Consider the following 18,968-nt stretch of genomic DNA (forward strand, 5'->3'; position numbering starts at 1 on the left):
CCGAATGTCAGACTTGACCCCCACCGGTGTTAGCGCTTGAACTCGGCGTTGTCTTTCCACTGCGGGCGGTCTTTGCCTTGCGCGGTCTGGTAGCCGGCTTTGAACAGCAGTTCGATGTCTTCCACCGCGCCGCTGGTGTCCCATTTGGCTTGCACCGTGTCGTTGACGGTGTGGTACTGGTGGGCGCTGTAGTTCAACAGCTTTTCGCGGCCGTAGCCGGCTGCCTTGCCGACGAAGTTGGAACTGCTGCGCAGATACACGACCGGCACGCCGCCCCGGGCGAACTCGAACTGGTCGCCCCGGTAGAAGCTGCCATAGTCGGCGTTGCTGTCCGGCCGCACGCTGCGCCCCTGGCCGCGCGCGATGGCGGCGACCAGATCGTCGGCGTTGGATTTGCCCATGCCGCTCAGCTCCACATCGCGGGTGCGGCCCCACATGTTCAGGCCGTCCACGTTGATGTTCAGCAGCGTCTTGTTCAGCGGGTACAGCGGGTTGCGCGCGTAGTACTGCGCGCCCAGCAGGCCGCGTTCCTCCGCCGTGGTCAGCACGAACACGATGCTGCGCTTGGGCGCCACCGGCAGCGCCTTGTACACGCGGGCGATCTCCAGCAGCGCGGCGACGCCGGTGGCGTTGTCCATGGCGCCGTGGAAGATCTGCTGCGTGCGCGGACCCGGCAGGCTCTCGTCGATGCCGAAATGGTCCCAGTGCGCGCTGTAGACGATCACTTCATTCTTCAACAGCGGATCGGAGCCGGTGATCCGAGCCACCACGTTGTGCGAGCCCACTTCGCGCCAGGCGTTCAGCGCCGTGACGTTGAGCTTGACGCCCAGCGGCACCGGCTTGAAGGCACGCGACAAGGCCTGCTGCTTGAGCACGTCGAAATCCAGTCCGCCGGCCTTGAACAGCTCGCGCGCGCGCTCGCCCTGCAGCCAGCCGGGGATGGCAGGGAAGGCCGGGTCCGGCGTTTTGCTCTTCAAGGCGAAATTCTCGCGGCCCCAGCTGTTGCGCACCACCTCGTACGGATAGGTGGCCTGCTTGGTCTCGTGCACGATCAGCGCGGCGGCCGCGCCCATCTTGGCCGCCATCTCGAATTTGTAGTTCCAGCGCCCGTAGCGGGTGATCGCGTTGCCGCCGAACATGGCCGGGTCCAGCAGCTTGGGATGCTTGGGGTCCGGCAGCGGCGGGTCGTTGATCAGCATGACCAGGGTCTTGCCCTTCAGGTCGACGCCCTTGTAGTCGTCCCACTGGAATTCCGGCGCCTGCACGCCGTAGCCGACAAACACCAGCTCGGAATTGGCCACCTCGATTTTTTTCTCGGTGCGCGCGGTCCAGGCGACATAGTCGTCGCCAAAGGTCAGCTGCTTGCTCTGGCCGTCCTTGACGTAGCTCAGCGTCGGATGGCTGGAAATGGCCACCAGCGGCACCGCCTGCAGATAGGTGCCGTCCGGGTTGCCCGGCTCCAGGCCCAGCTTCTTGAACTGCTGCTGCAGGTAGTCGAGCGTGACGGTTTCGCCCCGCGTGCCCGGCGCGCGGCCTTCGAAGTCGTCGGAGGCCAGCATGGTGATGTGCTGTAGCAGGCGGTCGCCGTCGATGCCGGCAAGCGCGGCCTCGACCGGTTTTGCGGCCTTGGGCGCGGCGGCGTGGGCGTGGCCGACGCCTAACGCCAGCAGCGCCATCGACAGTAGGTATCTCATGTGGAAAGGATTGTTAAGAAGGAATGCCTCATTCTGACACAGTTTGTTGCTCAAGGACACTGGCAAGCCAGTCGACAAACACCCGCACCCTCGGCGACAGGTGCCGATTATGGGCATAGACGATGTTCAGCGGCAGCGGCGCGGGCCGCCATTGCGGCAGGATTTCCTCCAATTGGCCCGAGGCCAGCAGCGGCGCCAGGCTCTGGCGCGGCATCTGGATCAGGCCCAGCCCGGCCAGGCAGGCGGCCAGATAGGCCTCGGTGCCGCTGACCGAGACCTGGCTGCGCATGGCCTGGGTGCGCTCGACGCCGTCGGCGTCCACGTATTCCCAGTCGAGGTCGCGCCCGCTCTGGCTGGAGAAGAAGTTGACCGCCGTGTGCTGGCGCAAATCCTCCAGCGTGCGCGGCCGGCCGTGGCGTTCCAGGTAGGCCGGCGTGGCGACGTTGATCTGCTCCATCGAGTCGATGCGGCGCGCCACCAGCGTGGAATCGCGCAAGGTGCCGCCGCGCACCGCGCAATCGATGCCCTCGCCGACCAGGTCGACGAAGCGGTCGTTCGAGCCCAGCCGCACCTGGATGTGCGGGTGGCGCTGGAAGAAGGCCGGCAGCGCCGGGATCACGTACAGGTGGGCCAGCCGCTCCGGCAGGTCGACCCGCACCGCGCCGCTGAGCAGCCGGCCTTCGCCGGCGAACAGGCCGTTGAGGTTGTCCAGGTCGTTGAGCAGGGCGGTGCAGCGCTCCAGGTATTGCGCGCCCTCGACCGTCAGGCTGACCTTGCGCGTGGTGCGCTGGAGCAGGCGCACGCCCAGCTGCTGTTCGATGGCCTGCACGGCGTTGGTGACGCTGGGCTTGGGCAGGTCCAGCTGCTCGGCGGCCTGGGTGAAACTCTTGCAGTCGGCCACCGCCTTGAAGATCTGCATGGCCTTGAATTGGTCCATGATTGTTATCTGTGTTCGAATAAAGTAATAGGATTTACGGTATTTATTGCTGCAATCGATAATAGCATAATGAATCCACTCGTTCACCACCCTGGAGATTCATCATGATGCAAACCCGCAAACTCGGCCGCACCGGCCCGCAAGTCGCTCAACTGGGCCTGGGCCTGATGGGCATGTCCGACCTGTACGGCCCGGCCGACCGCAAGGAAAGCCTGGCCACCATCCGCGCCGCCATGGAGGCCGGCGTCACCCTGCTCGACACCGGCGATTTCTACGGCATGGGCCACAACGAACTGCTGGTGGCCGAGGCGCTGGCCGCCGGCGGCCGCGACCAAGTGCAGATCAGCGTCAAGTTCGGCGCCATGCGCGACCCGGCCGGCAACTGGATCGGCATCGACACCCGCCCGGCGGCGGTGAAGAACTTCGCCGCGTATTCGCTCAAGCGCCTGGGCGTCGAGCACATCGACATCTACCGTCCGGCCCGCCTCGATCCGGACGTGCCGATCGAGGACACCGTCGGCGCCATCGCCGAGCTGGTCAAGGCCGGCCACGTCAGGCACATCGGCCTGTCCGAGGTCGGCAGCGAGACCCTGCGCCGCGCCCACGCCGTCCATCCGATCGCCGACTTGCAGATCGAGTATTCGATGATCTCGCGCGGCATCGAGAACGGCATCCTGCAAACCTGCCGCGAGCTGGGCATAGGCGTCACCGCCTACGGCGTGCTGTCGCGCGGCCTGATCAGCGGCCACTGGAGCAAGCAGCGCCAGGGCGAGGCCGACTTCCGCGGCCTGGCCAGCCCGCGCTTCCAGGGCGAGAACCTGGACCGCAACCTGGAACTGGTGGAAAAGCTGCGCGCCATCGCCGGCGAACTGGGCGTGTCGGTGGCGCAGGTGGCGATCGCCTGGGTGGCGGCGCAGGGCCAGGACATCGTGCCGCTGGTGGGCGCCCGCACCCGCGTGCGGCTGGAGGAGGCGCTGGCGTCGACCCGGGTGCGGCTGTCGGCCACCGACCTGGCGCGGCTGGAGCAGGCGGTGCCGGTGGGCGCCGCGGCCGGCAACCGTTATGACGCGCATTCGACCACCGTGCTGGACAGCGAAAAAGGCTGATCGATCGGCTTATTGATCAGATTATCGGATGAGTTTGACCGGATATTTGCGCTTTTATATCCGAAAAATTAATCCTAATATGACTCCATCGACGACACAAAGCCGGTTGGCACCCAAGACTGGGTGCCACACTTAATCTGACCAGGAGCATCAAAATGAACGCCAAATCCATCATCGCATCGGTCTCCCTCCTGCTGGCTGCGGGTGCAGCTTTCGCGCAGGGCCCTGTGGAGCAGAACGAAGTCACCGCCGACATCGCCAACATCAAGTCGGCCCCGAGCACGGTCACCCGCGCCCAGGTGAGGGCTGAAACCATCGCCGCCATCCAGGCCGGCGCGCTGGAGCAGAACGAAGTGACCACCGACGTCGCCTACGTGGCGCCGCGCGGCAAGACCGCCCGGGTGGACGCGCAACTGGCCGCCAAGCAAATCCAAGGCCGCAGCGCCCAGTAAATCGGTACAGGTTTTCCCAGTAGGCGCCACGCTGCAGAGCGCGGCGCCCGCTGTGTTTTTTTGATGCGAAATTTGTAAATAAGCGACATTTGTCCGAGACAATTCGGGTATTCTGGTTTCCATAAGACAATACGGAGACTCTGTACCATGAATAAGTTGTCCTTCCAGCAGAAGCTCTGGGTACCGTTGATTTGCAGCCTGCTGTGCATCACCGCCATCTTCATCTACCAGACCATGCAGATGCGCGACGTGCGCATCGAAGAACGCCAGATCGACCTGATGAATCTGGACGACGCCGGCATGAGCATCCTCAAGCTGTATGGCGAGAAGGCCACCTCCGGCGCCCTGAGCAAGGAAGACGCCCAGAAACAGGCGATGGCCGTGATCGCCAGCCTGCGCTTCGGCAAGGACGGCTACATCACCATCACCCAGGGGACCCGTTCCCTGATGAATCCGTTTAAGACGGAAAACAACGGCAAGGACATGGCCGATTTCAAGGACCCCAACGGCGTCTATCTGTACCGCGACATCGCCGCCGCCGGCGCCAAGCCGGAGGGCGGCGGCTTTGTGCGCTATTCCTGGATACGGCCGAACACCAAGGAGCCGGTGCCGAAGATGAGCCGCGTGGTGCACTTCGCGCAGTGGGACTGGGACCTGGTCACCGGCGCCTACGTCGATGACATCGACAGCGCCTTCTACCAGTCGCTGTACAAGTCGGCCGGCGTGCTGGCGGCGGTGTGCCTGGTGCTGTGGGCCATCGTCAGCATGGTCAACAAGAGCCTGCGCCACACCATCGGCGGCGACCCCGAATATGTCAGCGAAATCGCCCAGCAGATCGCCGGCGGCGACCTCAGCGCCAACATCAAGACCCACGATTCGGACCGCGCCAGCATCTTGTACGGCATGAAGTCGATGCAGGCGCGGCTGGCCGACACCATCGGCGAGATCCGCCGCAGCGCCGACACCATCGCCACCGCGTCCGGCGAGATCGCCTCGGGCAATATGGATTTGTCGGCGCGCACCGAATCGCAGGCCAGCTCGCTGGAAGAGACGGCCGCCTCGATGGAGGAGCTGACCTCGACCGTGAACCAGAACGCCGACAACGCGGTGCAGGCCAACCAGCTGGTGCTGTCGGCCTCGTCGGTGGCGGAGAAGGGCGGGCATGTGGTGTCGAAGGTGGTGCAGACCATGGACACCATCAATGCCTCGGCCACGCGCATCGTCGACATCATCAGCGTGATCGACGGCATCGCCTTCCAGACCAACATCCTGGCGCTCAACGCGGCGGTGGAGGCGGCGCGCGCGGGCGAGCAGGGACGCGGCTTTGCGGTGGTGGCGTCCGAGGTGCGCAACCTGGCGCAGCGTTCGGCCGGCGCGGCCAAGGAGATCAAGGAGCTGATCAACGCTTCGGTGGAAAGCATCAACGCCGGCAGCGTGCTGGTGGCGGAAGCCGGCACCACGATGGATCAGGTGGTGGCCAGCGTGTCGCGGGTGACGCAGATCATGTCGGCGATCACCGAGGCGTCGAGCGAGCAGAGCACGGGCATCGGCCACGTCAACATGGCGATCACGGAGATGGATTCGGTGACGCAGCAGAACGCCGCGCTGGTGGAACAGGCCGCGGCCGCGGCCGGCAGCATGCAGGAGCAGGCCGGCCTGCTGGCCGAGCTGGTGAGCCGGTTCAAGCTGAGCGGTGACCAGGGCGCCAGCGGCAAGCGCCCGGGCAGCCGCCTGGCCCTGCGCTAAACCCGCAAGCCTGGGGTCAGACCCCGCACGGGGTCTGACCCCTTTCGCAGTGCGGGGTTATTTGGCTGCTGCGCCAGCGTCGGCGCCGACCGGTTCCAGCACGGCGGCTTCAAACACCAGCTTCTTGCCGTCCACCCGGAACACCCCGATCAATTCGCCGCCGTCGCCTTTGACGTCGGGGTATTGGGTGCAGCTCTGGGTTTCAACCTGCCACATCTCCTTGCCGGCGCGCAGCGTCCAGACGTTGTCGCCGCCGGACAGCAGTTCAATCTCCACGTCGTCGGCCGGCATCTCGGTCAACTCGATCCGGCGCAGACATTCGGGCAGCCGCTGCATGATCAGCTCCACGCTGCTGGCGCTGCTCCAGAAGTGCTTTTGCGCGCGGTGCAGCGTCAGGGCGTGGTTGCCGGTGCCGCCGTCCGCGTAGTACGAAGCCGTGTCGTCGACGCATGCGGTCAGCATCAGGGCGGTCAGGACGATCAGGATTCTGCGCATGGGCCGGGCTTCCGTTAGTGGTGGGTGCGCACCATTATAGCGGTCCCCGGCGCCGCGCCGGTTTTGAAGAAGCCCACCACCGAGGCCAGCGCCGCCGCCTGCTCCTGCATGCTCTGCGACGCGGCCGCCGCCTGTTCCACCAGCGCGGCGTTCTGCTGCGTCACCTCGTCCATCTGCGTGATGGCCATGTTGATCTGCTCGATGCCCATGGTCTGCTCCTGGCTGGCCGAGGTGATCTCGCCCATGATGTCGGTCACGCGCTGGATGCTGTCGACGATGTCGCCCATGGTCTGCCCCGCTTCGCCGACCAGCCGCGAGCCGTCGTCGACGTTGGCCACCGAGGCCGAGATCAGTTCCTTGATTTCCTTGGCCGCCGCCGCGCTGCGCTGCGCCAGGTTGCGCACCTCCGACGCCACCACCGCGAAGCCGCGCCCCTGCTCGCCGGCGCGCGCCGCCTCGACGGCGGCGTTCAGCGCCAGGATGTTGGTCTGGAAGGCGATGCCGTCGATGACGGCGATGATGTCGACGATCTTGCGCGAGGAGCTGTTGATGCTGCCCATGGTGTCCACCACCCGCGCGACGATGGCGCCGCCCTTGGTCGCCACTTCCGACGCGCTGCGCGCCAGCGTGTTGGCCTGGCGCGCGTTGTCGGCGTTCTGCTTGACGGTGGACGTCAGCTGCTCCATCGACGACGCGGTTTGCTCCAGCGAGCTGGCTTGCTGCTCGGTGCGCGACGACAGGTCCAGGTTGCCGGCGGCGATTTCGCTCGATGCGGTGGCGATGGTGTCGGTACCATGCCGCACCTGGCCGACCACCTGCAGCAGATTGTCGTTCATCGCCTTGAGGGCGCTGAGCAGGCGGCCCGTTTCGTCGGTGGCGCCGGTCCGGATGCTGGACGACAGGTCGCCCGAGGCCACCGTCTCCGCCACGTCGACCGCGGCGTTGAGCGGCACCGTGATCGAGCGCGTGATGAACCAGGCCACGCCGCAGCCCAGCGCCATCGCCAGCGCGCCCAGGCCCACCTGCACCATCTGCGCGGTGCGCAGCACGGCCTCGACTTCCTCGCCGGCCTGCCTGGCTTGCGCGGTTTCGTAGACGAGGATGTCGTCGAGCGCCTTCAGCACCCCTTTCAGGCTGGGCGCGGCGACCTGGGTGAGGTAGGACGTGGCGTCCTGGATCTCGCCGTCCTTGCGCAGCTCGATCACCTTGTTGTTCTTGGCCGCGCCTTCCTTCAGCAGGCCATCGAGCGTGGCCAGCATGGCTCTTTCCTTGTCATCGGCGATATGTTCGCTGAGGATCTTCTTGGCCGCGCCATACTTCTTGCGCGATTCGCCGATCTTTTCCAGTTCGGCGTTCACTTCCGGCGTGCTGGGCACCACCACGATGTTCGTCAGCGACAGCGTGATGTTGCGCACATTGTCCACCATGCGGTTGGCCGCCTCCATCTTGACGTTCTTGTCGTCGATGATGTCGTGCGTGCGGCTGCCGATGCGCGTCATGGAGCCCAGTCCCAGCACGATCACGGCGACCAGCAGCGCCAGGACGATGGCGAAGCCGAAACCGAGGCGGGTGCCGATTTTTACGTGGTCGAACGACATGGCGCTACTCCTTCCGTGAAAAGCAAAAACGGATAATCCAGGAACTTGATTGTCCCCAGATTACCCGTTCGTGTCATCTGATTGCTTGGTCTGTCGCGGTGTCGCAACGTTGACCGATGCCGTCTATCAGAAGCGGTAGCCGACACCGACGCCGACCAGCAGTGGATCAACCTTCACGCGGCTGACCTTGGCGCCGCTGATGGAGACGTCGCTGCGGATCTGCACTTTCTTCACGTCGAAGTTGAGCGACCATTTCTTGTCGATGGCGTAGTCCACGCCAGCTTGCAGCGCCAGGCCGAAGCTGTCATGTTCCAGGCCGCCCTTGCCGCCCAGCAGATCGACCTTGGACATGGTGGTGTAGTTCACACCGGCGCCAACGTAAGGCTTGAACGGCGAATTGAGGACGAAGTGATACTGCAGCAGCAGCGTAGGCGGCAGGTGCTTGAAGGTGCCGATGTTTTTTCCGTCCAGCGCCACGTCATGCTTTTGCGGGTAGGTCAGCAACAGTTCGGCCGCCAGGTTGGGCGTGAAGAAGTAGGAGATATCGAAATCGGGGATGGTCTTGCTGCTGACGGTGATGCGGTCGGATGCGCCGACGCCGCCGACAGGATCGGACTTGTCGGCCGTATCCAGATGCACGGCGCGCACGCGCACCAGCCATGGGGATTCTTCCGCCATTGCATTGCTGCCAGCCGCCAGGCTCAGGGTGGCCAATACTGCTGCTGCTAAAAGCTTGCTCATTTCACTTCCTCTTTTTTGTCGTTAAGTAACGTAGGCAAGTCTATTGATGCAGCGCAGTAAAAACTTTGATCCACGTCAAAATACAAAATATTTTTCAAAATTGTGTAAGTAATCGCGCGGTGGCCGCGACAGAGTCATGCAGCACCAACCCAACTTACCTTTTTTGGAGAATCACATGAACCACATCACCCGCATTGCAGCAATGGCAGCAACTGTAGCAACCATGGCCATGTCGGCATCGGCCATCGCCGCCACCACCACCATCAGCGCCGACGACACCGTGCACTGCGCCGGCATCAACAGCTGCAAGGGCACCAGCGATTGCGCCACCGCGGAAAACGCCTGCAAGGGCCAGAACTCCTGCAAGGGCCACGGCTTCCTGGCCACCAAGGCCGGCGCCTGCTTTGCCAAGAAGGGCAAGATCGTCGACCTGGACAAGTAATCATCCATGCAGCGCCGGCACGGCCGGCGCTCCCCAACCATGACATCCACACTACCGTCGCCAGGGTTCGGCCTTGGCCTGCGCACCGCGCACTACCACGACATCATCGGCACGACGCCCGCTATATCCGGCATCGACTGGTTCGAGATCCTGTCCGAGAATTACATGGTCCCCGGCGGCAAACCGCTGGCGATGCTGGACCGCATACGCCGCGACTATCCGCTGGTGATGCATGGCGTGTCGATGTCGATCGGTACGCCGCGAGGTCCGTCCGACGATTACCTGCGCGAGCTGAAGGCGCTGATGCGGCGCGTCGAGCCGCTGTGGGTGTCGGACCACCTGTGCTGGACCGGCACCCACGGCGCCAATCTGCACGACCTGTTCCCGCTGCCGTACACCGAGGAGGCCGTGGCCACCGTGGTGCGCAATGTGGGGCGCGTGCAGGATTACCTGGAACGCCCGCTGTTGCTGGAGAATGTGTCAAGCTACCTGTCCTTCGAGTCGGACACTTTCCAGGAATGGGACTTCGTCGCCGCCGTGGCCGAGCAGTCCGACAGCCTGATACTGCTGGACGTGAACAACGTCTACGTCAGCAGCGTCAATCACGGTTTCAACCCGATCACTTACCTGGACGCGTTGCCGGCAGGGCGCGTGCAGCAGATCCACCTGGCAGGCCATAGCGTGCAGGAAGGCTGCATCATCGACACCCACGACCAGGCGGTGGCCGATCCCGTGTGGGCCTTGTACGCGCAGGCCTTGCGCCGCTTCGGCAAGGTGGCGACGATGATAGAGCGCGACGATAAGATTCCGCCGCTGTCCGAGCTGTCGGCGGAGTTGCGGCGCGCGCGCGCCTTGGCGGAGGCGGCATGAACCCGCTCGAACGTTTGCAGCTGGACTTCCAGCGCTACATCCTGGCCGACGAGGCGCCCGGCGCCATCCATGCCGCCGTGCGGGAACAGTACGGCCTGAACGCCGGCTCGCGCCTGGCGATCTACCACCGCGCCTATCGCAGCCGCTTGCGCCAGGCGCTGTGCGAAGCCTACGACAAGACCTGGAGCTTCATCGGCGACGACATGTTCGCCGAACTGGCCAACAGTTATCTCGCCGCGCATCCGTCGCGGCACGCCAACCTGCGCTGGTTCGGCGCCGGCCTGGCCGCGCATGCGGAGACGGCGCTGCCGGACTATCCCTTCATCGCCGAACTGGCGGCACTCGAATGGGCGCTGGGCCTGGCCTTCGATGCGCAGGACGTCGCACCGCTGGCGGCCATCGACGTGGCGGCGATACCGCCCGAGGAATGGGGCGATCTGCAATTCGGCCTGCATCCGTCGGTGCATCTGCTGGACATGCACTGGAACGCGGTCGCCCTGTGGCAGGCGCTGGCCGCCGATGCCGAGCCGCCGCAGGTGCAGCAATCCGACAACCCCACGCACTGGCTGGTGTGGCGCCAGGGCGAGCAGCCGCATTTCCGTTCGCTGGCGGCGGCGGAGGCGCAAGCCCTGTACCGCATCGCCGAAGGGGCGAGCTTCGGCGAGGTGTGCGCGGCGGCGGGCGAGGACGCGATGCTGGCGCTGGCTGGCTATCTACAGCATTGGCTGGCGCAGGGCGTGTTGGTCAAACAATGATCAGGCACTGGCCAGCCACGCCTTGCTGGCCTGCCATTGGGATTGCGTCAGTGCGGTCATCGCGGTGGCGGCGGCCAGCATGGGCTGGCGCCAGCCGTCGTCGTGGCCGTGGGCGATCAGTTCATCCGCGCCGGCGGCGCCGGAACGGCCTGCGGCGCGCAACTGGTCCCAGGCCAGGTTGCGGCCCATGGTGGCGATCACTTCCTGCAGGCGACTGAGCTTCTTGCCCCAGGCATCGAGCGCCACCCGGTCTTCCGACGGTTGCAGGCCGCGCAGCACGCAGGACTTGCCGTCCAGCGGTATCGCGTGCAGGAAGGCGTGATCGACCGCCTGCATGCGCCGCTGCACCGCCACCACGCGGCTGGCCTGGTCGGGCCACGCCGGTTGCCCGATGTTCCACGCGGCCAGGCGCGGCGCCAGCGCGGACGGCTTGCATTCCTTGATGTCGAGCAGATAGTTCCCGTCCGGCGAACCTTTGCCTTCGACCAGCACGACAAAGCGCATCAATCCCAGGCTGCCGGTGCCGGCGATGCGGCGCCCCGCGTGCAGCATGGTGTAGAAGCCGGGGTTGTCCTGCTGCGGGGCGAAGCGCGGCAGGAATCCGGTCAGCAGTTCGAGCTGGCCGGGCAGCAGCGGCAAGGCCTTGTCGCCGTCGATGCTGGCCAGCAGGCGCGCCAGGTCCCAGCTGGCCGGCGCCAGCGCGCCTTCGTCGAAATCGTTTATATCAAAATAGACCTGGCGGTTGTCGCCCTTGTAGCTGCCGAAGTTTTCCACATGCAGATCGCCGCAGGACCAGGCCAGCGGCGCGTCGCGGAACAGCGGCTGGTCGGGCAGGGCGTCGTAGAACAGGTGGTCGGCGCCGCGCAGGAACAGGAAGGCGCTTTGCGCCATCTTCCGGTACTTCCTGCGCAGCAGTTGCGGGTCGCGGTCCTGGTTGTGGGTTTGCAGGGCGGCGACCAAGGCGTCGGTGTTCATGCTGACCTCCTAACGGTAGCGCGCCAGGATCTGGTCGATGGCGCCCTCCTTGAGCATGGCGTCGATGACCCGGTTGGCGTCGGTGAACGGGACTTGCGATTTGCGCGAGAACGCGCACTGCGCCTTGAAGGTGGCGAACACCAGCTCCGGCCGCAGTTTCAGTGTCGGATGGATGCGCTGCAGGTAGAACAGCGTGTTCTCGCCGGCCAGCGTGTATTGCACTTTGCCGGCCACCATCTGCTGCACGTTGACGTCCATGCTGGCCGAGTCGATGCGGAAGAAGCGCTTGCCCAGCACCTTCTCGAGGCGCGGATAGCGGTAGCCGGCCACGGTGCCGATCGGCCTGTCGCGCAGGTCCTTGAGCGATTGCAGGCGGGGCGCGTCGGCACTCGCCACAATCAGTTCGGTGTCGGGCAGCAGCGGCGCGCTCCAGTCGTAGTCGCCGTCGATCCAGACCGGCATCACGTAGCACATGGCGTCGGCGCGGCCGCTGGTCAGCGCAGGGGTGACGCCGGCCACGTCGACGCTGACATAGACCGCGCGCAGTCCCAGCCGCTGCGCCAGGGCGTCGCCCACGTCCTTGAGGATGCCGCCGTCCAGTGCGCCATTGCTGAAGCGGACGATGGGCATGGTCTGGTCCAGCGGCGCCAGCATCACCAGTTCGCCGGTCGCGGCATGCGCCGCCGTCAGCGACAGGGCCGCCAGGGTCAGCATCAGCAGGGACGGCACGGGTTTGGGCATGGGCGCTTTCCGGTTCGGCAAGGAAATCCATTATAGACGCTGCGCGTGACGCGGCCGCGGGTGACAATTGAATAGTTTTGCTGGTACGAAATATTGATACCATGTTAGAACTATTAATCTATTTCCAATTCCCATGAGCGACGATTTCAGCAGCGACATCAACACCACCGGCCGCCTGGTCGTCGGCAAAGGCGCGACCGGCGTATTTGAGACCACCGGGGACAGCGACTGGTTCCGCATGGCGCTCACGGCCGGCACCAGCTACGTGCTGTCGCTGGATGGCGCGCCGCAAGGCGCCGGCACGCTGGCGAGCCTGTCGAACACTACGCTCACGGTGATGGGGCCCACCGGGCAGTGGATGTACTACGCTTACGGCAACGGCAACTTCGGACCGGCGCTGAATTTCACGCCGGCCGCGTCCGGCGACTACTACCTGGCGGCCAGCGCCGGCTACAACGGCATCGGCAGTTACACCGTCAAGGTGGCGCCGCCGGCGGCGGACGACTTCGCCGCCGACACCAGCACCGCCGGTTTCTTCTTCGGCAGTACCATCACCGGCGTCTTCGAGCGGCCGGGCGACGCCGACTGGTTCAAGTTCCACGCCGTGGCCGGCCAGATCATCGCCTTTAGCGCCGGAGCGGGAGCGGTGCCGGCCGACACCGCCATCTATGACGGTAGCGGACACTATTTCGGCTCGGTCGGCAGCACGCCGTTCAGGGTGGCGACCGGCGGCGACTATTACCTGGCCGTGAGCGGCAACTCCTACATCGGCAGGTACACGCAAAGCATGCGCTTGCTGAGCGACGATTTCACGGTCGACGCGCCGGGCAAGCTGAGCGAGGGCGCCCAGCGCAGCGGGTCGCTGGAGTTCAACGGCGACACCGATCCCTTCACGATCACCACGGTGGCGGGCCAGATTTACACGGTGACCCTGAATACGCAAGCGAGCGAAGGCCGCACCGTCTACCTCAACCTGTATGACGGCAATGGCCAGTACGCCGGCGCTGGCAGCCAGATGGCCAACAACGAGACGGTGGTGCGCTTCCAGGCCGACAAGAGCGGCACCTACACGGTGCGCGCGGAAAGTTACGCCACCTTGTCCACCGCCTTGCAGTACACGGTCAAGCTGGGCGTTGCCGCGTCGGACGACTATGGCAACACCCGCGCCGACGCCGGCCTGCTGGCACTGGGCGCCACGCTGCACGGCAAGGTGCAGGCGCCCAACGATGTCGACCTCTTCAAGACCGAGCTGGCCGCCGGCGTGACCTACACCTTCAGCATGGCTGCCGACGGGACGATCCCCAGTTACTCGCAGGCGCTGGCGCTGCAGGATGGCGCCGGCAACACCGTGGCGTCGGCGCGCTATGGCAGCGACACCTCGTTCAGCTACACGCCGACCAAGGGCGGCAGTTTTTATCTGCAGGCGTCCGGCTACACCGGCGCTGCCTACACCGTCACGGCGGGCTTAACGGTGGACGATTTCGGCGCCACCGCCGACAGCGCCGGCAGGCTGGTGGTGGGCACCCCGGCGAACGGCGAGCTGGAAGCCGGCGGCGGCGACCGCGACTGGTTTGCGGTCACGCTCGACGCCGATACGCTTTACTGGTTCACGCTCAAGGGCCAGAAGGAAGGCGCCGGCACGCTCAACGGCGGTTACGGCGTCGCCTTCAACCTGCTCGACGCCACCGGCAAGCTGCTGATGAAGTCGGACACCAGCTACACCGCCACCACCGGGACGCTGCCGTTCACGCCGACGGTCAAGGGCACTTACTACCTGGAAGTGGCGGCGCCGCAGTCGTCCGGCACCTACCAGGTGGCGGCGCAACTGGGCCAGAAGGACGACTACGGCAACGACGCCGCCCACGCCGGCACGCTGGAGCCCGGCACCGCCGCGAGCGGCAAGCTGGAGCTCACTAGCGACAGCGACGTCTTCAAGGTGCACCTGATCGCCGGCCAGACCTATGCGCTGGAACTGGCGCCCACCGACGGCGGCGGCAGCAGCTGGAGCAATTACACGACGCTCTATATGAAGGACAGCGCCGACAACTACGTGCCGCTGCGCTACCAGTACGCGTCCGATGGCAAGATCCACAAGTTGTTCGAGCCGGCGCAGTCGGCCGACTATTACCTGACCGTGGGGACCTCGACGAGCAGCGGCGTGGCGGGCGGCTACAAGCTGAGCGCGACCGACCTGGGGCGCGACGATTTCTCCGCCACCCCGGCGACCCTGGGGGCGCTGAGCCCCGGCGTACCGCTGACCGGCACCATCGGCGTGGAGGACGACCATGACTGGATCAAGGTGCACCTCGATGCGGGCCGGACCTATGTGTTCGACCTGCACGGCAAGCTCAGCGGCGGCGGCACCCTCGATGCCGGCACCGACTACTATTCCGCCATGGCGCTGGTGAACAACTACGGCGGCGCCTATGCCTATGCCAGCACCAGCGCGGCCAGCGGCAACGAACCCCGTCTGACCTACGTCGCCGGCCTCTCCGGCGACTACTACCTGGACGTCCACGGCGGCACCGGCCGCACCGGCACCTACACGGTCGAGGAAACCTTGGTCAGCGGCGACGTGACGGCGCCGCTGCTGGCATCGAGCACGGTGGCGGCGGGCGCGGTCGATGTCGCGCTGGCGCCGCGCTTCACGCTGAACTTCAACGAGACCATCGTGCTGGGCGCGGGCATCACGCTGACCGACGCCGCCGGCGTCGCCGTGACCGGCAACGGCGAGCCGCTGGCGTCGGTGTCCGGCCATGCGCTGGTGATCAATCCGCATCAGAACCTGGTGCCGGGCATGACCTACACGCTGAACCTGCCGGACGGCAGCGTCCTCGACCTGGCCGGCAACCACTACGCGGGCGCGACCAGCTACAGCTTCACCACCGTCAAGCCGGTCGCGGCGGGCACCGACGGCAACGACTACCTGCTGGGCAAGGGCACTGGCGCCAGCCTGAACGGCGGTGCCGGCCTCGACACCGTCTACTACACGCAAAAGCAGTACGAGCTGAGCATCGTGCGCAACACCGACGGCAGCGTCAGCGTCACGGACTACTGGGCGGCCAAGGGCGCCGACACGCTGACCGGCGTCGAGCGGCTGATGTTCTCGGATCACGCGGTGGCGCTGGACCTGGACGGCGCCGGCGGCCAGACCTACCGGATGTACCAGTCCGCCTTCAACCGCGTGCCCGACAGCGGCGGCGCCGGCTTCTGGATCAATCTGCTGGACCACGGCGTCAGCCTGAGGACGATGTCCCAGGCCTTCATCGACAGCCCTGAATTCAGGAGCATGTACGGCGCGGCGCCGACCGACCAGCAGTTCGTCACCAGCCTGTACAACAACGTGCTGCACCGCGCGCCCGATGCCGGCGGCAACAGCTTCTGGCTGAACACCCTGCACGATGGCGTGTCGCGCGCCGACGTGCTGATCGGCTTTAGCGAGAGCGCGGAAAACCAGGGCGCCATCGCCAAGATCATCGGCGCCGGCTTCAGCTACACACCGGTGGGTTAAGGCGCTCTGCCGCGATTAGAGCTGCGGCTCTAATCGCGGCAGACGTCCTTTACCTTCAAGCGATTTGTGCCAGAATGAGCTGCACGAACTCACTGAAAAGTCCCAACAAAAAATCGTGTTCACCCCACTCGCAAGTGCCCTCGCGGCGACCGCAGCAACTCCCCCACACGCCAGCCTGACCTTTGCCAGCCCACCGCGCTAGCTGCGTCAGACCGCGCACGCCATACCTGCATCCACAACTTTTTCCACAACCGAAAGGTTCGTATGTTTACCCTGCTTGGCAGTGAAGTGACCGTTGTCGTCCTGATTTTAATCATCGCCGCCCTGGTCAAGTTTTCCGGGATCATCAAGTACATACCCAACGACAGAGTTGGCGTCATTGAAAAACTATGGAGCTCGTCCGGCTCGGTGCAGAACGGCCTGCTGGCGCTGAACGGCGAGGCCGGCCTGCAGCCCGACCTGCGCCGCGGCGGCTTCCATTTCTTCGCGCCGTTCCAGTACCGCGTGCACATCCATCCGATGGTGTCGGTCACGCAGGGCACCATCGCCTACGTGTTCGCGCGCGACGGCATGGACCTGCCGGCCGGCCAGACGCTGGCCGACAACTCGCGCATCGTCGACTTCCGCAACGTCCGCGACTTCCTGCGCGACGGCGGCCAGAAAGGCCCGCAGCGCATGGTGCTGCGCGAAGGCACGCACATCATCAATCCGGCGCTGTTCGTGGTGATGACGGAGGAGTCGACCTATTCGATGTCGCTCGACGCGCTGGAAAAAGCCTACTACCAGCAGATGCGCGGCGTGCTCGACGAGCGCGGCGGCTTCAAGCCGGTGGTGATCAAGGAAGTGACCGGTTCGCATGACTCCGACCAGCTGGCCGTGGTGACGGTGCAGGACGGTCCCGGCCTGCTGAAGGACGAGCTGCTGGCGCCCGATGTCGGCGACAGCCACAACGCCTTCCAGGAGCCGGAGAAATTCCTCGCCGCCGGTGGCCGCCGCGGCCGCCAGGAGCGGGTGCTGGTGGAGGGCACCTACTTCATCAACCGTCTGTTCGCGACGGTGGAGTTCATCAAGAAGACCATCATCCCGGTCGGCTTTGTCGGCGTGGTGGTATCGTACACGGGCCGCGTGGGCGCGGACTTGTCGGGCAGCGAGTATTCGCACGGCGAGCTGGTGGAGACCGGCTGCCGCGGCGTGTGGCGCGACGCGCTGATGCCGGGCAAGTACGCGTTCAACACCTACGCCGGCAAGATCGAGCTGGTGCCGACCACCAACTTCGTGCTGATGTGGAAGTCCGGCGAGAGCGGCTCCAACTTCGACAAGAACCTGCGCGAGATCACCCTGATCACCAAGGACGCGTTCGAGCCGCAGCTGCCGCTGTCGGTGGTGGTGCACATCGACTACCGCAAGGCGCCGATGGTGGTGCAGCGCTTCGGCAACGTGGCGCAGCTGGTCGAGCAGACGCTCGATCCGATGGTGTCGTCGTACTTTAAAAATGTCTCGCAGACCAAGACCTTCATCGACCTGATCCAGTCGCGCAGCGAGTTGCAGAACAACGCGTCGATCGACATGAAGCAGCGCTTCCAGGCCTACTCGCTGGAATTCCAGGAGGTGCTGATCGGCACGCCGAAACCACAAGCCGGCGACAACAAGATCGAGGACATCATGGCGCAGCTGCGCGACCGCCAGATCGCGCGCGAGCAGGTCGAGACGTTTGCGCAGAAGCAGATCGCGGCCGACAAGCAGCGCGAGCTGAACGAGGCCGAACAGCGCGCCGCCAAGCAGAAGGAGCTGACCGGCTCGCTGGTGGACATCTCGATCAAGGAGAACCAGGGCTCGGCCAACGTCAAGGCCGCCGAGAAGCGCCGCCAGGAAATCGAGGCGCTGGCGCAGGCCGACAAGTTCCGCCAGGAGATGGAGGGCGCGGGCCGCGCCTCGGCGATCCGCTCGGTGGGCGAGGCGGAGGCGGCGGCCATCCAAGCCAAGTCCGAGGCGATGCAGGGCGAGGGCGCGGACAAGCAGCTGATGCAGACCGTGATGCTGCGCCTGGCCGAAGCGTTTGAAACGGCCAAGGTGCCGCTGGTGCCGCAAGTGCAGATGGGCGGCGGCGACAGCAACGCCTTCAGCACCTTGATGGGCCTGATGAGCGCGATGAAGGCCGGGGAGTTGACCCAGGCTATCGAAAACAAGGGCTGATCTTGGCCGGCGGCGCGCACGGACCAGCATGTCCGCGCGCGTCGTGGCCCGCTATGTTCGTCCGCGCACAGGCGCCGCGGCGTGGCTGTGGCACGCTTCCCGTTCAACTTCAGACAGGAGGCATCATGGCCACCCCAGACAATTCCCAAATGAAAGAGACACGCGTCGCGATCCTGATGACGGACGGCGTGGAGCAGGCGGAGTACGCCGAACCGCGCCGCTTCCTGGAGCAGCAGGGCGCGCGCGTGACGCTGATCTCGACCAAGAACAAAGGCGAGCAGGTGCAAGCCTACAACCACGCGCAGCCGGCCGCGCGCTACGAAGTGGAACTCAACGTGCGCGACGCCAAGCCGGCCGACTACGACGCGCTGGTGCTGCCGGGCGGCGTCGCCAATCCCGACCAGCTGCGCCTGCACAAGGAAGCGATCACCTTCATCCGCGAGTTCGGCCGCGAAGACAAGACCATCGCCGCCATCTGCCACGGCCCGTGGACGCTGATCGACGCCGACCTGGTCAAGGGCAAGCACGTGACCAGCTGGCCCAGCCTGGAAATCGACCTGCGCAACGCCGGCGCCGAGTGGAGCGACGAGGAGGTGGTAGTGGATGGCAAGTTGATTACCAGCCGCAAGCCGGACGACATCCCCGCCTTCAACCAGGCCTTGCAGCAACAGCTGATGGCGGCGTAAACGAGGGAATCGAGGGAATCGGGGGA

The 18,968-nt window shown here is 65.4% G+C and carries 16 protein-coding genes; 9 read left to right on the forward strand and 7 right to left on the reverse strand.

Annotated features, from left to right (window positions below):
- Positions 1 to 29: 29 nt before the first annotated feature.
- Both KVP70_RS30260 and KVP70_RS30265 read right to left on the reverse strand, forming a co-directional pair.
- Positions 30 to 1,694: a M20/M25/M40 family metallo-hydrolase gene (locus KVP70_RS30260; protein ID WP_217946095.1), complete on the reverse strand. Its 1,665-nt coding sequence runs from the start codon at positions 1,692 to 1,694 to the stop codon at positions 30 to 32.
- Positions 1,695 to 1,722: 28 nt separating this feature from the next.
- A complete protein-coding gene (locus tag KVP70_RS30265; protein WP_217946096.1) occupies positions 1,723 to 2,631 on the reverse strand; it encodes a LysR family transcriptional regulator in 909 nt (302 codons plus the stop codon).
- Between the two features lie 107 nt (positions 2,632 to 2,738).
- Here KVP70_RS30265 and KVP70_RS30270 point away from each other — a divergent pair, with 107 nt between their 5' ends.
- From KVP70_RS30270 to KVP70_RS30280, 3 genes are all read left to right on the forward strand, one after another.
- Positions 2,739 to 3,737 (forward strand): aldo/keto reductase, encoded by a 999-nt coding sequence (locus KVP70_RS30270; RefSeq protein WP_217946123.1) that lies wholly within the window; start codon positions 2,739 to 2,741, stop codon positions 3,735 to 3,737.
- A gap of 155 nt (positions 3,738 to 3,892) precedes the next feature.
- Positions 3,893 to 4,189 carry a DUF4148 domain-containing protein gene (locus KVP70_RS30275; RefSeq protein ID WP_217946097.1) on the forward strand — a complete coding sequence of 99 codons (297 nt, stop codon included), beginning with the start codon at positions 3,893 to 3,895 and terminating at the stop codon, positions 4,187 to 4,189.
- Positions 4,190 to 4,336: 147 nt separating this feature from the next.
- Entirely contained in the window at positions 4,337 to 5,935 is a 1,599-nt protein-coding gene (locus KVP70_RS30280) for a methyl-accepting chemotaxis protein (RefSeq protein ID WP_217946098.1), read from the forward strand.
- A 57-nt stretch (positions 5,936 to 5,992) separates the two neighbouring features.
- Here the strand turns inward: KVP70_RS30280 and KVP70_RS30285 are convergent, their stop codons facing one another.
- The 3 genes from KVP70_RS30285 to KVP70_RS30295 form a co-directional block, all read right to left on the reverse strand.
- The gene (locus KVP70_RS30285; protein ID WP_217946099.1) at positions 5,993 to 6,430 is read right to left on the reverse strand and encodes a hypothetical protein; all 438 of its coding nucleotides are present in this window, start codon (positions 6,428 to 6,430) and stop codon (positions 5,993 to 5,995) included.
- A gap of 14 nt (positions 6,431 to 6,444) precedes the next feature.
- A complete protein-coding gene (locus KVP70_RS30290) occupies positions 6,445 to 8,028 on the reverse strand; it encodes a methyl-accepting chemotaxis protein (RefSeq protein WP_217946100.1) in 1,584 nt (527 codons plus the stop codon).
- Positions 8,029 to 8,154: 126 nt separating this feature from the next.
- On the reverse strand, positions 8,155 to 8,769 hold the full coding sequence (locus KVP70_RS30295) for an OmpW/AlkL family protein (RefSeq protein ID WP_217946101.1): 615 nt from the start codon (positions 8,767 to 8,769) through the stop codon (positions 8,155 to 8,157).
- 175 nt (positions 8,770 to 8,944) lie between these two features.
- Between KVP70_RS30295 and bufA2 the strand changes: the two genes are divergently transcribed.
- From bufA2 to KVP70_RS30310, 3 genes are read left to right on the forward strand one after another with little or no spacing between them, the layout of a single operon-like run.
- A complete protein-coding gene (gene bufA2 / locus KVP70_RS30300; protein ID WP_008453189.1) occupies positions 8,945 to 9,211 on the forward strand; it encodes a BufA2 family periplasmic bufferin-type metallophore in 267 nt (88 codons plus the stop codon).
- A gap of 39 nt (positions 9,212 to 9,250) precedes the next feature.
- Positions 9,251 to 10,081 carry an MNIO family bufferin maturase gene (gene bufB / locus KVP70_RS30305; RefSeq protein WP_217946102.1) on the forward strand — a complete coding sequence of 277 codons (831 nt, stop codon included), beginning with the start codon at positions 9,251 to 9,253 and terminating at the stop codon, positions 10,079 to 10,081.
- The gene (locus KVP70_RS30310; RefSeq protein WP_217946103.1) at positions 10,078 to 10,836 is read left to right on the forward strand and encodes an HvfC/BufC N-terminal domain-containing protein; all 759 of its coding nucleotides are present in this window, start codon (positions 10,078 to 10,080) and stop codon (positions 10,834 to 10,836) included. Before bufB ends, KVP70_RS30310 begins: the two co-directional genes overlap by 4 nt.
- Here KVP70_RS30310 and KVP70_RS30315 read toward each other — a convergent pair whose 3' ends face one another.
- Both KVP70_RS30315 and KVP70_RS30320 read right to left on the reverse strand, forming a co-directional pair.
- Positions 10,837 to 11,811, reverse strand: coding sequence for a DUF2252 family protein (locus KVP70_RS30315; RefSeq protein WP_217946104.1), 975 nt, complete (start codon positions 11,809 to 11,811; stop codon positions 10,837 to 10,839).
- A 9-nt stretch (positions 11,812 to 11,820) separates the two neighbouring features.
- Positions 11,821 to 12,552 (reverse strand): substrate-binding periplasmic protein, encoded by a 732-nt coding sequence (locus KVP70_RS30320; RefSeq protein ID WP_217946105.1) that lies wholly within the window; start codon positions 12,550 to 12,552, stop codon positions 11,821 to 11,823.
- A 133-nt stretch (positions 12,553 to 12,685) separates the two neighbouring features.
- Between KVP70_RS30320 and KVP70_RS30325 the strand changes: the two genes are divergently transcribed.
- The 3 genes from KVP70_RS30325 (at position 12,686) to KVP70_RS30335 (ending at position 18,942) form a co-directional block, all read left to right on the forward strand.
- On the forward strand, positions 12,686 to 16,063 hold the full coding sequence (locus tag KVP70_RS30325) for a DUF4214 domain-containing protein (RefSeq protein WP_217946106.1): 3,378 nt from the start codon (positions 12,686 to 12,688) through the stop codon (positions 16,061 to 16,063).
- Between the two features lie 264 nt (positions 16,064 to 16,327).
- A complete protein-coding gene (locus tag KVP70_RS30330) occupies positions 16,328 to 18,256 on the forward strand; it encodes an SPFH domain-containing protein (protein ID WP_217946107.1) in 1,929 nt (642 codons plus the stop codon).
- A 149-nt stretch (positions 18,257 to 18,405) separates the two neighbouring features.
- Positions 18,406 to 18,942: a type 1 glutamine amidotransferase domain-containing protein gene (locus tag KVP70_RS30335; RefSeq protein ID WP_229225193.1), complete on the forward strand. Its 537-nt coding sequence runs from the start codon at positions 18,406 to 18,408 to the stop codon at positions 18,940 to 18,942.
- Positions 18,943 to 18,968: the final 26 nt, after the last annotated feature.

Origin of the sequence: Duganella violaceipulchra (genome assembly GCF_019166075.1) — a bacterium.
Taxonomy (GTDB): domain Bacteria; phylum Pseudomonadota; class Gammaproteobacteria; order Burkholderiales; family Burkholderiaceae_D; genus Rugamonas; species Rugamonas violaceipulchra.

Excerpts from the sequence above, each read along its gene's own strand:
- bufB (WP_217946102.1), top strand. The coding sequence starts at position 9,251 with ATGACATCCACACTACCGTCGCCAGGGTTCGGCCTTGGCCTGCGCACC.
- KVP70_RS30315 (WP_217946104.1), bottom strand. The coding sequence starts at position 11,811 with ATGAACACCGACGCCTTGGTCGCCGCCCTGCAAACCCACAACCAGGAC.
- KVP70_RS30260 (WP_217946095.1), bottom strand. The coding sequence starts at position 1,694 with ATGAGATACCTACTGTCGATGGCGCTGCTGGCGTTAGGCGTCGGCCAC.
- KVP70_RS30310 (WP_217946103.1), top strand. The coding sequence starts at position 10,078 with ATGAACCCGCTCGAACGTTTGCAGCTGGACTTCCAGCGCTACATCCTG.
- KVP70_RS30295 (WP_217946101.1), bottom strand. The coding sequence starts at position 8,769 with ATGAGCAAGCTTTTAGCAGCAGCAGTATTGGCCACCCTGAGCCTGGCG.
- KVP70_RS30275 (WP_217946097.1), top strand. The coding sequence starts at position 3,893 with ATGAACGCCAAATCCATCATCGCATCGGTCTCCCTCCTGCTGGCTGCG.
- KVP70_RS30270 (WP_217946123.1), top strand. The coding sequence starts at position 2,739 with ATGCAAACCCGCAAACTCGGCCGCACCGGCCCGCAAGTCGCTCAACTG.
- KVP70_RS30265 (WP_217946096.1), bottom strand. The coding sequence starts at position 2,631 with ATGGACCAATTCAAGGCCATGCAGATCTTCAAGGCGGTGGCCGACTGC.
- KVP70_RS30280 (WP_217946098.1), top strand. The coding sequence starts at position 4,337 with ATGAATAAGTTGTCCTTCCAGCAGAAGCTCTGGGTACCGTTGATTTGC.
- KVP70_RS30290 (WP_217946100.1), bottom strand. The coding sequence starts at position 8,028 with ATGTCGTTCGACCACGTAAAAATCGGCACCCGCCTCGGTTTCGGCTTC.
- KVP70_RS30325 (WP_217946106.1), top strand. The coding sequence starts at position 12,686 with ATGAGCGACGATTTCAGCAGCGACATCAACACCACCGGCCGCCTGGTC.
- KVP70_RS30285 (WP_217946099.1), bottom strand. The coding sequence starts at position 6,430 with ATGCGCAGAATCCTGATCGTCCTGACCGCCCTGATGCTGACCGCATGC.
- KVP70_RS30335 (WP_229225193.1), top strand. The coding sequence starts at position 18,406 with ATGAAAGAGACACGCGTCGCGATCCTGATGACGGACGGCGTGGAGCAG.
- KVP70_RS30330 (WP_217946107.1), top strand. The coding sequence starts at position 16,328 with ATGTTTACCCTGCTTGGCAGTGAAGTGACCGTTGTCGTCCTGATTTTA.
- bufA2 (WP_008453189.1), top strand. The coding sequence starts at position 8,945 with ATGAACCACATCACCCGCATTGCAGCAATGGCAGCAACTGTAGCAACC.
- KVP70_RS30320 (WP_217946105.1), bottom strand. The coding sequence starts at position 12,552 with ATGCCCAAACCCGTGCCGTCCCTGCTGATGCTGACCCTGGCGGCCCTG.